Here is a 14,315-nt window from a genome sequence, read left to right as displayed (position 1 = left end):
AAAACATTTCAGGGTAATTTTTGATATTTATAGATGAAGAAGTAGGGTTTGGACAAATTGCTCTAAGCCATCGCGGTCTTCCGCTGAAAAACGATTCACGATAGGACTATCAATATCAAGAACACCAATGACTTCGCCTTGCTTGATCAGTGGTATTACAATTTCTGATTGTGAGGCAGCATCACAGGCAATATGGCCAGGAAAATCATGGACATCTTTAACAACGATTGTTTCTCTTGTTGCTACAGCCGTTCCACAAACCCCACGACCAATCGGAATTCTAACACAGGCAGGAAGACCTTGGAATGGCCCAAGCACAAGCTCATTTTCCTGTAACACATAAAAGCCAACCCAGTTAATGTTTGTTAAAAACTGATTTAAAAGTGCAGAGGCATTACTTAAATTGGCTATCTGATTAGTTTCACCAGTTAGTAGTGCATCCAATTGTTTTGATAATGTAAGATATTGGTCAGTAATTGATCCTTCATAATTAATTTGTGTAAACATATAAGCACCTCGTTTAAAATTTATTTATATTGGTAATATAACATTATGATGTTGATGTAAATCTTCGGCGCAATGTGCATCCGAACCAAATACATAGGGTAGTCCAATAGCTTGACTATAGTTGATAAAGGCAAATGGTGGATAAGGTTCCTGACAATATTGTTTACTTAAACCTGCACTATTTACATCTAGTTCATAGCCTTCACACTTCATGCTGTCTAATACTTCTTTGATTCTTGGAGCATCATCGATATTTTCGTTATGTGCCAGCTGGAATTTATGAATAAGTGATGGATGTCCAATCCGTTTTGGCTTGAATGGGCCAAGGTCAGCCATAATCGATTGTAAGACAGTATCATAATATAAATCATAAACCCGTTCAACAGAGCCAACTTTTTTTGAAAAATCCATAAAGCATTCCGGAGAAAAGTCGATACATACAAAGGAATCTTGCCATTTTAAAAAGTGGACTGATAAAATGGCATCATCTAAAAAATGTCCATATGTATTAAGGAACTCACGAGTTTCTTGTTCAAAGCCAGGGATATAATCAACTTCTAGCCCAATTCGGATGCGAATATCTTGTGCATATTGTTTTTGTAGTCTCTGCAATTCCTCAATGTATGGCATGAGATCATTTGGCTTCATCCCACTATCTTTTTGCGGAGTAGGATCGACAAAATTGTTGGGTAATGGGGCGTGTTCTGTAAATGTTATATCTGTGAATCGGTGAGAAATTGCTTTTTCAATATATTGCACGAAAGTGTCCGAACTGCCATGTGGACAAAAAGGACTATGTATATGCCCATCACGTTTCATAATTTACCACTCCTTTAGCTCTATAGATACGCTATTTATATATTTCACAATAGCGAAAATACAGTTTTCTGAAAAACACTTAAATTTTAGTACAAAAGGCGAAAACATAGTATATAATAAATACAACTAGCCAATTCGTTTATTGTAGAATAGGAGGCTTACGATGGAGTATATCATCATTCCGATTATCCTACTATTAATTTTAGCCATAGTAGGGTTTATGATGCGAAGAAAACACGTTGCAATTATTGCAAAACTTGAAAATGAAAAATTACAAATTCAACATAATCCTATAAATGAAGAAATTTCAAAAGTAAAATCTTTAAACATGAACGGTGAAACGGAAGAAATGTTTGAACGATGGCGCAATACGTGGGATGAGGTCATCGATGTACATATGACTAAAATTGATTCACTTCTATTTGATGCTGAGGATCAAATAAATCGACTGCGCTTTAAAAAGGCGACGTTAATAGAACGTGAAATTGAGGATTACATTGAAAAATGCGACCAAGATAAAAATAATATTTTAGAAGAATTGAATGAATTAATTGGCAGCGAAGAAAAAAATCGAATTGAAATTGAACAATTAAAGGAATACTATCGCTCTGCAAGAAAGACATTGCTTGCTCATCAACACTCATTTGGTGTAGCGTTACCTGCACTTGAGAAAAAGCTTGAGGCTTTTGTTGAAAAGTTTGAAGAATTTGATGTGCTGACAAATGAAGGGAATTACTTGCAAGCGCGAGAAATTGTTATTAGTTTAAATCAAGAATCACAGCAAACATTCGAATTTATTAATGATGTTCCAACCATTTTGACTGAATTACAAGTTAAGCTTCCAGGAGCGGTTCAAGAATTACGTAATGGTCAACGTGAAATGGAAGAACAATCCTACTATCTACAACATCTAGAATTAACAGATGCATTAAATAAGTATGAAAAAGAGTTTGATACATTAAAAAATGATTTAGCGGATCTTAATCTAACAGTGGTAAAACCTCGTGTGACAGAAATAAATGAAGAAATCGATCACTTTTATGATTTACTTGAAAAAGAGGTTATTGCTAAAAATTATGTTGATCAAAATTGCGATCGTTTATTAAGTTCAATCACCAATGTTATCTCTTCAACAAAGTTAGTTAGTGATGAAGCGACTTATGTACAGCAAAGCTATCATTTAAACGAAAAAGATGCTGAAATTCCGAAAGCGGCATTAAAGCAATTAGAAGCACTACAACGTCGCTACGATTTATTAGCTATGCGTGTGAGAGAGGAAAAATCGGCCTATTCAAGTTTGCAGGAAGAATTAATCGAAATTAGTGAAGAGCTTGAACGAATTCACGAGGAACAAGAACATCTATCGAATACAATGAAGAAACTTCGAATTGATGAAAATAAAGCCCGTGCTCAAGTTGAGAACTTGAAGAAAATCTTACAAGATACAGATCGTTTATTAAACAAGGCTAATATCCCAGGAATTCCTGAGGAGATGGATGCACGTCTTGATGAGGCAGCAGAGCACATCTATGTTGTCATGCAAAGCCTACAAGAAGTACCATTGAATATGGGTACAGTTCATAATAATTTAAACGCGGCAACTCTTTGTGTAGAGGAAGTTAAAGTAAAGGCACATGAATTAATAGAAAATGTCATGCTAATTGAGCGCATCATTCAGTACGGTAATCGACATCGTGCAACAAATCCAAAATTAAATATGCGATTAAAAGAAGCGGAAGAGGCGTTTCATCAATTCCGTTATGCGAAAGCATTAGAAGATGCAGGAACAGCTGTGGAAGAAATGGAGCCAGGAGCTTTAAAACGTATTCAAGAATTGGTAGCAGAAGAGACTATGTCAAAATAATTCAACATTTGAGCTGTCTAAAAAGTATAGCGATTACTTTTTAGACAGCTTTCTTTTTAGTATAGAGAAAAGGTGTGGTACGGTTGAAAATGTTAATACAAGAAATGAATGAAAAGTATGCAATTGAAATTTTAAACTGGCATTATGAATCCCCATACGATTTTTATAATAATGACTTAACTGAGGAATCTTTACAAGAAATGCTTGAAAATCCGTACTATGCTATTGTGAATGAGCTAGAGGAAATAATCGGTTTCTATTGTATTGGTACCGCGGCACAAGTTCCAAAAGGACATGAGTTTAAAGCATATATAGAAGATTATATAGATATAGGGATCGGTTTGAATCCTAATCTAACCGGTCAAGGATTTGGTACAGCATTTTTTGCGTTTATTTTAAGTACCATACAACAAGAACATCATCACCCACTTCGTTTAACTGTTGCCGAATTTAATAAGCGAGCAATCCATCTTTATGAGAAATTCGGTTTTGTCAAAGATATGGAATTTTGCACACCCATAGCTTTTGTCACGATGTTGAAAAAAGAGTGAAGTACCAATTAAAAATGGAAGAATCGTTAAAGTTAGTAGTCAATCGCCAAAGATTGCGTTATGATAAATACCGTTAAATCAACGTTTTGAAAGTGTGTGAAAAATTATGGTTAATACAATTTATTTAGATAATAGTGCTACAACAAAACCTTTAAAAGAGGTTATGCAGGCATTTATGACTGTGAATGAGCAGTATTATGCCAACCCAGCATCTATCCATGCCATGGGAGTTGAATCAAATGATTTATTAATGCGTGCGCGGGAGCAAGTAGCAGATATTTTGCAAACAGAGGCAAAAAATGTGCTATTTACTTCAGGTGGTACAGAGTCAAATAATGCAGCTATTTTTGGAATAGCACATAGTAATACGCATATAGGAAAGCATATTTTAACGACTGAAATCGAACATCCATCTGTCTTGGAAACAGTTAAACAACTCGAAAAAGAGGGTTATGATGTTGAATACCTTCACGTTAATCAAGATGGTGTCATTTCATTAGATGATCTACGTACTAAAATACGCAAAGATACTATACTAGTTAGCATCATGCATGTAAATAATGAAATGGGTGCTGTCCAACCTATTTATGAAGCAGCTAAAATAATTCATGAAATGAGTCGGGCATTCCTTCATGTGGATGCAGTTCAAAGCTTTGGAAAATTAGCGGTTTCCTTCAAAGGAGAAGAAGGACCAGACTGTATTTCCATCTCTGGACATAAAATTCACGGCTTTAAAGGCTCAGGTGTATTAGCGTTCCGTAAAAAATTAAAATGGCAGCCATATGCCCTTGGCGGAGGTCAGGAATTTGGATTGCGTAGTGGAACTGTAGCTGTTCCGCAAGCAGTCGCTTTAGCAAAAGCGGCTCGATTAGCTGTTGAGACGATGAAAGATCGAGCTACTAAATACCGACAATGGCAGAATGAAATTCGTGCTCAGCTAGAAGGATACGGCGAAGCGGTGCATATTTTATCGACTCCACAGGGAGCTGCACATATTTTATCGTTTAGTGTTCGTGATTTAAAAGGGGAAGTCATTATTAATGCCATGCAAAAACGTGGCATCATTGTGTCAACCTCAAGTGCTTGTTCATCTAAGCAAACGAAAACAAGTCATGTGGTAGAAGCTCTACACCTGGATGAGCATTATAAAAAGGGTGTCATTCGTATTAGTTTTGGAGCACATAACACAGTTGAAGATATAGAACAATTGAAACAAGTATTAGCAGAAGTAATAATGGAACTTAAAGGAGAAATAATGTAATGATTTGGAAAGAAATACTAATTAGATATGGCGAGCTTTCAACAAAAGGTCGTAATAAAATGGATTTTATCCGTAGATTGCGTGAGAACATTCGTCATGCTTTTGCGGATTTAGGACACCTTCATATTCGTACAGAACGTGACCGTATGTTTATTGCTATTGAAAGTGAAGAACAAATGCAGACGCTAATTACTGGATTACCTAAAATTTTTGGTATTCAATCATTTAGCCCTGTTGCTGCATGTGAAAAAGATATGGAAAGTATGAAGCAGCTTGCTATTACAATAATGGAGACATTTAAAGATGAGCAACATACTTTTAAGGTAGAAGTGAAACGAACTGATAAAACATTTCCTTTAGAATCGCATGCTATCCAACGTGAAATTGGTGGCTATGTTTTACCACAATTTCAAAATTTATCTGTCAAAGTAAAGCAGCCTGATATTGAGCTGCGCGTAGAAGTACGTCATGATGCAACGTATATGATGGCGCAGGTCATTCAAGGTGCGGGTGGGATGCCTGTAGGATCGAATGGAAAATCGTTATTAATGCTATCTGGTGGAATTGATAGTCCTGTCGCAGGTTATTTAATGATGAAGCGTGGCGTACGTTTAGAAGCTATTCACTTCTTTAGTCCACCATATACAAGTCAAAACTCATTAGAAAAAGTAAAGGTACTTGCAAACGAACTAACGAAATTTGGTGCTAGTATTCGATTACATGTCATTCCTTTTACTGAAATTCAAGTACTTATTAAAGAAAAAGTACCTTCTAATGTTTCGATGACAACAACACGTCGTATGATGTTAAAGGTGGCTGATCAAGTACGTGAAGAGATAGGCGCTCTTGCAATTGTGACAGGGGAAAGTCTGGGACAAGTAGCAAGTCAAACGCTAGAAAGCTTGACGGCTATCAATGCTGTAACGAATACGCCTATTTTACGACCATTGATTTCAACAGATAAATTAGAAATTATCGATATTGCAGAAAAAATTGGCACTTATGAAACATCTATTCAGCCATTTGAAGACTGCTGTACAATATTTACACCTGCCAGCCCAAAAACAAAGCCAAAGCTTGAAAAGGTAGAGCATTATGAAAGCTTCTCTGATTTTGATGAACTCATCGAGCGAGCAGTAAAAAATCGAGAGGTCTACATTTTCCCTAAAAAAGAAGAACAGCAACAAGATAAGTTTGCAGATCTATTATAAGGTATCTACAGCCGTTTCAAAGTCAATTTTGAGACGGCTTTTTTATGTTATTTTATCTATGCCATTAGAGGTACAATTTACCTCTAAAATTTTTGTATTAAAAATCTAATATCGCACATTCTATATTCACAAGGAGGTGAGAGACATGGCTTCAAACAACAACCGCAGTTCAAACCAGCTTGCAGTGCCTGGTGCACAACAAGCACTTGATCAAATGAAATACGAAATTGCACAAGAATTTGGTGTTCAATTAGGAGCTGAAGCTTCAGCTCGTGCCAACGGTTCCGTTGGTGGTGAAATCACTAAACGTCTTGTACAAATGGCAGAATCTCAATTAAAAGGTATGCCAAACAACAACCAATAAATGCTGACTAAGCATTTATAAACTTAAAACCAGTGACCGTAAAAAGGCACTGGTTTTAGTTTGTTTAAAAATCAACCATTTATGCGTGTCACAGACCTTAACGTATTTACTGTATGCTTAATATCTATACTTTCACAGATAGCTGAAATAACAGCAATACCATCTGCCCCAGCTTGAAATACGGCGTATGCATTGGTAGGGTTAATTCCACCAATCGCTACAATTGGTAATTCAGGATAGAAATTGTGAGCTTGCTGCAAAAAATTTGTACCACATGGTGATTGTGCATCCCGTTTTGAAGTTGTTGCAAAAATCGGACCAATACCTACATAATCTGCTTGATGGATAATGGCTGTTTCTAGTTCGTCCTGGGAATGCACAGAAACACCAAGAATCATATTACCAATTTTTTTACGTGCTATGCTAACATGTAAATCATCTTGTCCGATATGAACACCGTCCGCACCAAGTCGTAATGCAAGTTCGACATCATCATTGACAATAAAAGGAACGTTATATTGTTGACATAGTTTTTGACATTGACGTGCAAATTGTTCATAGGCAAATCCAGTTAATGCATGGGAACCTTTTTCTCGAAATTGAAACATGGTAATTCCAGCTTGCAACGCTCTCTCTAGTACATGAAGGGGATTCTGATGACTAACATTGCTTGTGCCCATAATAAAATAAAGTTGTAAATCCTCACGTTTCATAAATCAACACCTCACAGGAATCCTTATGCAGTTGATAAGCAAAATGATTTGTTGGTCCATAACCATGACCAATAGATAAATCATGTAAAATTGCTAATTGAATAAATTTTTTAGCTTCGATAATTGCCTTATCCATCGCAAAACCTTGACCAAGAAAAGCAGTGATTGCTGCTGAAAATGTGCAACCTGTGCCATGGGTATTGGACGTTTGGATACGTGGAGTTTGCATAGAAAAAGATTTACCGTTTTGAAAAAATACATAATCAATAGCAAAATTTGGATCTGCTAAATGGCCACCTTTAAGAATGACGCAATGTACACCTAATTGAAAAAAACCTTGAGCTACTTCACGTATATCTGAAACATCATGTATTTTTCTCCCTGTCAGAGCCTCTGCTTCAGGGATATTGGGGGTAACGATCGTAGCAAGTGGTAGTAGAGAAGAGCGCATTGCTTCAATAGCTTCTTGCAGTAATAAGCTTTCTCCACCCTTTGCAATCATTACTGGATCAACAATTAGTGGGATGTTTTGATTATGAATCATATGTGCGATAGCTTTAATAATATCAGAGGAATAAAGCATCCCTGTTTTAATTGCAGCAATTGAAAAATCTTCGATTAAAGCTTGAAATTGTTTTTCAACAAAGGAGTGATCAATAGGGAAAACTCCTGACACACCCATTGTATTTTGTGCTGTCAAAGCTGTAATTACTGAAGTACCAAACACCCCTAATTCCTGAAATGTTTTTAAATCAGCCTGTATGCCTGCACCGCCACCACTATCTGAGCCTGCAATCGTCGTTACAATATGCATGAAGCTTCACCATCCTTCGATAGGCGATAAAGAGCATTTAGTAAAGCTATTTGGAAATCACCAATATCTGATGTAAACGCTGACGCCAGTACCGCAGCTTTTTTATAGTAAGTTAATGTGTCCGCTAATTGTCTGTATGGATTATGGCCTGCAATATAGGCGGCACCGCAAATAGCACTAAGTAAACAGCCTGTCCCTGTTACCTCGGTCATTTGCATATTCCCGCCATTTATCCATTGGCTATCCACACCATCTGTTATAAAATCTCGTTCTCCTGTTATGATAACAATGCATTGATAATGTTGGGCTAATAAAATCGCCTCTTCTTCTAAAGCAATGGAGCCATTCCCACTATCGACACCTTTTTGTTGCCAGTCAACATTGGCTATTGCTGCTAGTTCCCCAACATTACAACGAATGACCGAAAAATGTACTTCCTCAAGCAAGTATCGTACCGTTTCTTTTCGATAAGTAGTGGCACCAGCACCGACAGGATCTAAAATGACTGGAATTCCAAGTTTATTGGCCATTTTGCCTGCTAACAACATTGATTCTTTAGTTCGATCATTGAGTGTACCGATGTTAATTAACAAGGCTTGAGCGAGTGCTACCATTTCCTCTACCTCACGGCTATCATCGGCCATAACCGGGGAAGCGCCTATTGCTAATAAACCATTTGCTTGGAAATTTGCTACCACATAATTTGTAATACAATGAATCAGTGGTTGCTGTTGACGAATTGTTTGAAATATCATCGTAGTCCTCCTTTATGGATGGACGTAAGCATGCAAAAAAGGCTCTTTTTGTGTAAAAATGCACGAAAAAGAGCCTTTCATCAATAGATGTTTATTGCTCCCTACGTCAGTATTAACTAACAGGTTCAAAGGGTCAGGTTTTACCTTCTCAACTCTTGACGAGTCCCCCTGCAATCTTGCTTTTAGTTGACCAAAATGTACCATACTTTTCAATTGTATTCAATAGCAAGTTTACCTATCGACAAAATGTGACCGATGCCATATAGCAGAGTATGATAGTTGTCATGACTTTTCCAAAATTAAGCGCAAACCATTGAAAATGCTGAAAAAAGAGTTTTATAATGTGTCATAGCAAAAGGGGGCATTTGCCATGAAGAGACAAGATTTAGTTGCACCAGAATGGTATAACATAACAGATGAAATTGAAAAATATGCTCAAGATACAACAAAAAATGCATTAATTATTTACGAGGAAAATAAGGATGTACAATTTATTACATATGCATATTTACTTGAAAGGGCAAATCAAGCTGCACACGTATTCACGATGCAAGGTTTATCAAAAGGTGATGTGATTTTAGTGATGGTACCTCGTTCAGTGGAAGCATATATTGTATATATTGCAGCATTGAAAGCTGGATTAACTATTATTCCGAGCTCAGAAATGCTAAGAACTAAAGACATTGAATATCGCATCAAGCATGCGAATGCTAAAGGAATTGTTGCTTACGAGCCTTATATTGATCAATTTGATCAGGTGAACAATTTACAAGGAATGCAACAATTTGTTATAGGGAAGGCCCATGAACCTTGGCAACCACTTTTAGAAAAAATGCGCATTCAACCTACAACTTACATAAGTTCTTCTCCAACAAAAAGTACAGATACTGCATTCTTAGCTTATACAAGTGGTACAACAGGAAACCCAAAAGCAGCTGTACATACTCATAGCTGGGGCTATGCACATTTACGAACAACAGCACCACACTGGTTAGGTGTGCAAGAAGATGATATTGTTTGGGCGACAGCAGCACCAGGTTGGCAAAAATGGATTTGGAGTCCGTTTCTAGCAACATTAGGGAGTGGTGCTACTGCATTTGTATATAAGGGGAAATTTGATGCATCTACCTATCTAAGGTTACTCGAAAAATTTAAAATAAATGTTTTATGTTGCACACCTACAGAATATCGTTTTATGGCAGCACTAGAACATTTACATGAATTCGATTTAACGGCACTTCGTCAAGCTGTATCAGCAGGAGAGCCTTTGAATAGCGAGGTCATTAACGTATTTTCGAAGACTTTCGATTTGCAAGTCCGAGATGGCTACGGTCAGACGGAAAACACATTACTTGTTGGCACAATGGTTGGAATGGAAGCTAGAATTGGTTCTATGGGAAAACCAACTCCTGGCAATAAGGTTGAAATTATAGACGATTTCGGTAACCCTGTTGCTGTTGGAGAAGTTGGCGATATTGCTGTTCATCGCACCACTCCCGCACTGTTTAAAAAATATTTAAATGACCCGGAACGAACAAATTTACAATTCCGTGGAGAGTGGTATATTACAGGTGATCGTGCTTATAAAGATCAAGATGGTTACTTTTGGTTTGAGGGTCGTGGAGATGATGTCATTATATCCTCTGGCTACACAATTGGGCCATTTGAGGTAGAAGATGCTTTGATGAAGCACCCAGCTGTAAAAGAAGCGGCTGTTATTGCGAGCCCAGATAAAGTTCGGGGAAATATTGTTAAAGCTTTTGTTGTACTTCGAAATGCTGAAAATGGTGATGAAGCACTTATTCGAACTCTTCAAGATCATGTGAAACTATTGACAGCACCTTATAAATATCCGCGTGCTATTGAATTTGTGGAAGAGCTACCGAAAACATCCTCGGGGAAAATTCGACGTGTTGAATTAAGACAGCAAGAAGCAAAACAACTACACTAATTATCATTTCCTAGGAAATAATGTCGAAAATCAAAGTTCAAGAATGGCAATGGACTTTGATTTTTTTTGTTTTTTTAGGTAAGGTATTATGAGGAAATAAATAGTATAAATCTTTTTGCATATGATTGCAAAAAAATGAAACAAAAAAGCTAGTCATTCGTATTACGTGTTAAGGAGGCGGAAAGACATGAATGTTAAAAGGTGGGTTGCTTTAGTAATCGCAGGTGTTCTTTTATTATTTTCATTGGGGATTAACACCATTTTTGCTCTATTTAAAGCAGATTTCCTAGGTAATTTTGATAGTTTAATGGCAGGAAATAATTTAGATGTATATGAAAATGTAATTGAAGGAGATAATTTTGATAAGCGGATCGCTTATTTAAAGGTAGATGGAACAATTCAAGATATCGGCTCAAGTACATTATGGCAACCAGTTGCCTATGATCATCAATTTTTCCTAGAGCAATTGGATAATATTTTGTATGATGATTCAGTACAAGGCATTGTTTTAAGTGTCAATTCACCAGGTGGTGGCGTCAAAGAATCAGCAGATATTTATAAAAAGCTCTTAAAGATTAAAGAAGAACGTCAAATTCCAATTTATGTATCTATGGATTCTATGGCTGCATCAGGTGGATATTATATTTCAGCACCTGCAGATAAAATATTTGCGCATCGTGATACAATTACAGGATCGATTGGTGTTATTATGCAATCTATTAACTACCAAGCATTAGCTGAAAAAGTTGGTGTGAAATTTGAAACGTTTAAATCAGGTGAACATAAGGATATGCTAAGTCCAATGCGTGAAGTGACAGCAGAGGAACGTGCCATGATGCAAGATATGATTAATGAAACATATGAAGAATTTGTGGACATAGTAGAGCAAGGTCGTAATATGTCTGAAGCAGACGTGAAGAAAGTGGCAGATGGTCGTATTCTTGGTGGTACAAAAGCGCTTGAGGCAGGCTTAATTGATGAAATTGGGGATGAAGAAGCAGCTATCGCAGCGTTAAGAGCAGATTATGGCCTTGAAGATGCTGCATTATTTGAGTATGCATATGATATGGGAGGCTGGCAATCGTATGTTGGTATGAAAATAGGCTCCATATTTGGTCCCTCTGCGGAAGAAAAGATGCTAATGAAAATTATGACGGACTACAGTGCGCCTAAAATGATGTATTTATATGGGGAATACTAAGGGGGAAGTACAATGACAAACAATGAAATTGTTATGCAGGGCTCACCCTCTATGGAAAATGGCTTTCTTATCAACACCTCAGAAAAATCGGCAAAGCCTACAAACTATGCGTTAAAAACCGCTGGCTTTTGGATTCGATTTTGGGCATTTTTATTAGATGGTTTCATAATATCTGCTGTAGGTGGAATACTCTTCAATCCTATCTTTTATCTAATGGATTGGTCCTTATCAGACACCGTTTGGTATGCGCCGATTTCTCTCATCACGGCAATTCTCTATTATAGCTATTTTGTGCTAATGACAAAGTTCTTTGGGCAAACATTAGGGAAAATGGTTTTTGGATTACGTGTTATTTCATTAAAACATGATAAGCTAACATGGTCAGATGTGTTATTCCGTGATTGGATTGGCCGCATTATTAATAATGTTTTTATGCCACTTTATATTTTGGTCGTCATTCTACCAGAAAACCAGGGTTTACATGATTATTTTGCAGATACAACCGTGGTACACGAAAAAGTCTTTATTGAAAAGGATGTCGTACCTATAGCTTCTTTGAATCAAGAAGAGATGATAGAAAATCAAGTGCAAGAGGAAAAACCTGAACTAGCCAAGCTAGAAGAAAAAAATGAATAGTAAGCAAGAGGCTGTCTCGAAATAATAGTGAGGCAGTCTTTCCTATTAAATAGCACATTCTAATAAAGTAAGCTAACTTAGTTGCAATTAATTCCCTTCATTTAGTAATATTATGTACATATGATGATTAGGAGGCGTTTATATGGCACAAGTAACATTTAAAAATGGTCCTGTAACACTAGTAGGAAATGAAGTAAAGGTGGGCGATCAAGCTCCTGATTTTACAGTATTAGCGAATGACCTATCACCTGTAACATTAAAAGATTCAGAAGGAAAAATTCGTTTATTTAGTGTTGTACCATCATTAGATACTGGTGTATGTGATGCGCAAACACGCCGTTTCAATGAAGAAGCAGCTAATTTAGGCGATAATGTAGTCATTTATACAGTATCCGTAGATCTTCCATTTGCTCAGAAGCGTTGGTGTGGGGCAGCAGGTATTGATGCAGTTCAAACTGTTTCTGATCACCGCGACCTTTCATTTGGTGAAGCATATGGCGTGTACATTCAAGAATTACGTCTTCTGACACGTGCAGTTTTCGTTGTGGATGCAAATAATAAAGTGACATATGTTGAGTATGTACCTGAAGCTACAGATCATCCAAACTATGAAGCGGCCGTTGCAGCTGTTAAAGCACTAGCATAATGAGCTGCTTTTAGGCTAAGATAATACTAGACAAATGGGCTGTGACGTGTTTTGTCACGGCTCTTTTCTGTGTGAAAGGAAGTTATCTATGGAAAATATCGAGAAATTATTTGGTTTGCTTAATGAGCATGCCGAAAAAATCGAAAAAGAACACAATATAACACTGTTAGAGGGGTTACTAGATGGTCTAGAAGCATGGCTCGATGGTGAAGTTGATTTTTCACAACAGGGTGCGACAAAAGAGGATATTCGTAAAGCTATTCAAATCGCCATTTTAAAAGGAATGCGTAAAGGTTCGCAGCCAAATCATCAAATGACACCAGATACATTAGGTTTACTCGTTGGCTATTTTGTGGAACAAATTTTTGTAGAGCGTCTTGAAAATGAAAAGATTTCAATCATGGATCCAGCAGTAGGTACAGGTAATTTACTACTGACGGTCATGAATCTATTAGATGGCAAAGTGGAAGCGACTGGTGTTGAAGTGGACGAACTACTTATTCGCCTTGCTGCGGCCACTGCTGACTTAATAGAGCAGCCTATTTCTTTATACCGTCAAGATGCCTTAGAGGATTTATTGGTAAACCCAGTTGATGCAGTTGTTTGTGATTTACCTGTAGGCTATTATCCAAATGAAGAAGTGGCACTCAACTATGAACTATGTCCGTCTGAGGGAATGAGTTATGCACACCATTTATTTATTGAACAATCGATGAATTATACAAAAGATGGTGGCTATTTATTTTTCCTTGCGCCCTCTCATCTTTTCGATTCGGAACAATCTAAGCAACTACACAAATATATTCAAAAGCATGCTTGGATTCAGGCGATCATTCAATTACCTGACTCTATGTTTGCCAATAAAACATTAGAAAAAAGCATTGTGATTTTACAAAAGCAAGCGAAAGAATTAAAAGCGCCAAAAGAAGTCCTACTAGCAAAAGTACCAAATATGCAGAATAAACAGGCTCTGGCATTATTCTTTGAAAAAGTGAAAATGTGGAAAGAGGGCAAGTAAGCCT

At 37.0% G+C, this 14,315-nt stretch carries 15 protein-coding genes and 1 riboswitch; of the genes, 10 read left to right on the top strand and 5 right to left on the bottom strand.

Annotation, left to right across the window (positions count from 1 at the left end; translation table 11 throughout):
• Positions 1-27: 27 nt before the first annotated feature.
• A complete protein-coding gene (locus MKY49_RS16580; RefSeq protein WP_274794095.1) occupies positions 28-507 on the bottom strand; it encodes a GAF domain-containing protein in 480 nt (159 codons plus the stop codon).
• 24 nt (positions 508-531) lie between these two features.
• Positions 532-1,326, bottom strand: a complete 795-nt coding sequence (gene hisJ, locus MKY49_RS16575; RefSeq protein WP_274794094.1) for a histidinol-phosphatase HisJ — start codon at positions 1,324-1,326, stop codon at positions 532-534.
• Between the two features lie 163 nt (positions 1,327-1,489).
• Here hisJ and ezrA point away from each other — a divergent pair, with 163 nt between their 5' ends.
• From ezrA to MKY49_RS16550, 5 genes are all read left to right on the top strand, one after another.
• Positions 1,490-3,190, top strand: a complete 1,701-nt coding sequence (ezrA, locus tag MKY49_RS16570; RefSeq protein WP_274794093.1) for a septation ring formation regulator EzrA — start codon at positions 1,490-1,492, stop codon at positions 3,188-3,190.
• Between the two features lie 89 nt (positions 3,191-3,279).
• Positions 3,280-3,741: a GNAT family N-acetyltransferase gene (locus MKY49_RS16565; RefSeq protein WP_322606032.1), complete on the top strand. Its 462-nt coding sequence runs from the start codon at positions 3,280-3,282 to the stop codon at positions 3,739-3,741.
• A 106-nt stretch (positions 3,742-3,847) separates the two neighbouring features.
• Positions 3,848-5,002, top strand: coding sequence for a cysteine desulfurase family protein (locus MKY49_RS16560; protein ID WP_274794091.1), 1,155 nt, complete (start codon positions 3,848-3,850; stop codon positions 5,000-5,002).
• Complete coding sequence (gene thiI / locus MKY49_RS16555; RefSeq protein WP_341386692.1) at positions 5,002-6,213, top strand: tRNA uracil 4-sulfurtransferase ThiI; 1,212 nt, start codon at positions 5,002-5,004, stop codon at positions 6,211-6,213. The genes MKY49_RS16560 and thiI overlap by 1 nt, the downstream gene beginning before the upstream one ends.
• 145 nt (positions 6,214-6,358) lie before the next feature.
• The gene (locus MKY49_RS16550) at positions 6,359-6,577 is read left to right on the top strand and encodes an alpha/beta-type small acid-soluble spore protein (protein ID WP_274794089.1); all 219 of its coding nucleotides are present in this window, start codon (positions 6,359-6,361) and stop codon (positions 6,575-6,577) included.
• 71 nt (positions 6,578-6,648) lie between these two features.
• Here the strand turns inward: MKY49_RS16550 and thiE are convergent, their stop codons facing one another.
• The 3 genes from thiE to thiM are packed head-to-tail and all read right to left on the bottom strand — an operon-like array spanning position 6,649 to position 8,859.
• Entirely contained in the window at positions 6,649-7,290 is a 642-nt protein-coding gene (gene thiE, locus MKY49_RS16545) for a thiamine phosphate synthase (RefSeq protein WP_274794088.1), read from the bottom strand.
• The gene (gene thiD / locus MKY49_RS16540; protein WP_274794087.1) at positions 7,280-8,104 is read right to left on the bottom strand and encodes a bifunctional hydroxymethylpyrimidine kinase/phosphomethylpyrimidine kinase; all 825 of its coding nucleotides are present in this window, start codon (positions 8,102-8,104) and stop codon (positions 7,280-7,282) included. Before thiD ends, thiE begins: the two co-directional genes overlap by 11 nt.
• Positions 8,092-8,859, bottom strand: coding sequence for a hydroxyethylthiazole kinase (gene thiM / locus MKY49_RS16535; protein ID WP_312506607.1), 768 nt, complete (start codon positions 8,857-8,859; stop codon positions 8,092-8,094). Before thiM ends, thiD begins: the two co-directional genes overlap by 13 nt.
• A gap of 81 nt (positions 8,860-8,940) precedes the next feature.
• Positions 8,941-9,039: riboswitch (TPP riboswitch) on the bottom strand.
• A gap of 190 nt (positions 9,040-9,229) precedes the next feature.
• On the opposite strand from thiM, the gene mbcS reads away from it, so the two are divergent.
• The 5 genes from mbcS (at position 9,230) to MKY49_RS16510 (ending at position 14,311) form a co-directional block, all read left to right on the top strand.
• Positions 9,230-10,810 (top strand): acyl-CoA synthetase MbcS, encoded by a 1,581-nt coding sequence (mbcS, locus tag MKY49_RS16530; RefSeq protein WP_322611807.1) that lies wholly within the window; start codon positions 9,230-9,232, stop codon positions 10,808-10,810.
• A gap of 187 nt (positions 10,811-10,997) precedes the next feature.
• Entirely contained in the window at positions 10,998-12,011 is a 1,014-nt protein-coding gene (gene sppA, locus MKY49_RS16525) for a signal peptide peptidase SppA (protein WP_341386690.1), read from the top strand.
• 12 nt (positions 12,012-12,023) lie between these two features.
• Complete coding sequence (locus MKY49_RS16520; protein WP_274794083.1) at positions 12,024-12,647, top strand: RDD family protein; 624 nt, start codon at positions 12,024-12,026, stop codon at positions 12,645-12,647.
• 142 nt (positions 12,648-12,789) lie between these two features.
• Positions 12,790-13,293: a thiol peroxidase gene (gene tpx, locus MKY49_RS16515; RefSeq protein WP_274794082.1), complete on the top strand. Its 504-nt coding sequence runs from the start codon at positions 12,790-12,792 to the stop codon at positions 13,291-13,293.
• An 88-nt stretch (positions 13,294-13,381) separates the two neighbouring features.
• Positions 13,382-14,311: a class I SAM-dependent methyltransferase gene (locus tag MKY49_RS16510; RefSeq protein ID WP_322611809.1), complete on the top strand. Its 930-nt coding sequence runs from the start codon at positions 13,382-13,384 to the stop codon at positions 14,309-14,311.
• Positions 14,312-14,315: the final 4 nt, after the last annotated feature.

The sequence above is a fragment of the Lysinibacillus sp. FSL M8-0134 genome (genome assembly GCF_038069745.1).
GTDB classification, from domain to species: domain Bacteria; phylum Bacillota; class Bacilli; order Bacillales_A; family Planococcaceae; genus Lysinibacillus; species Lysinibacillus irui.
This window is presented reverse-complemented; position numbering and strand designations above follow the sequence as displayed.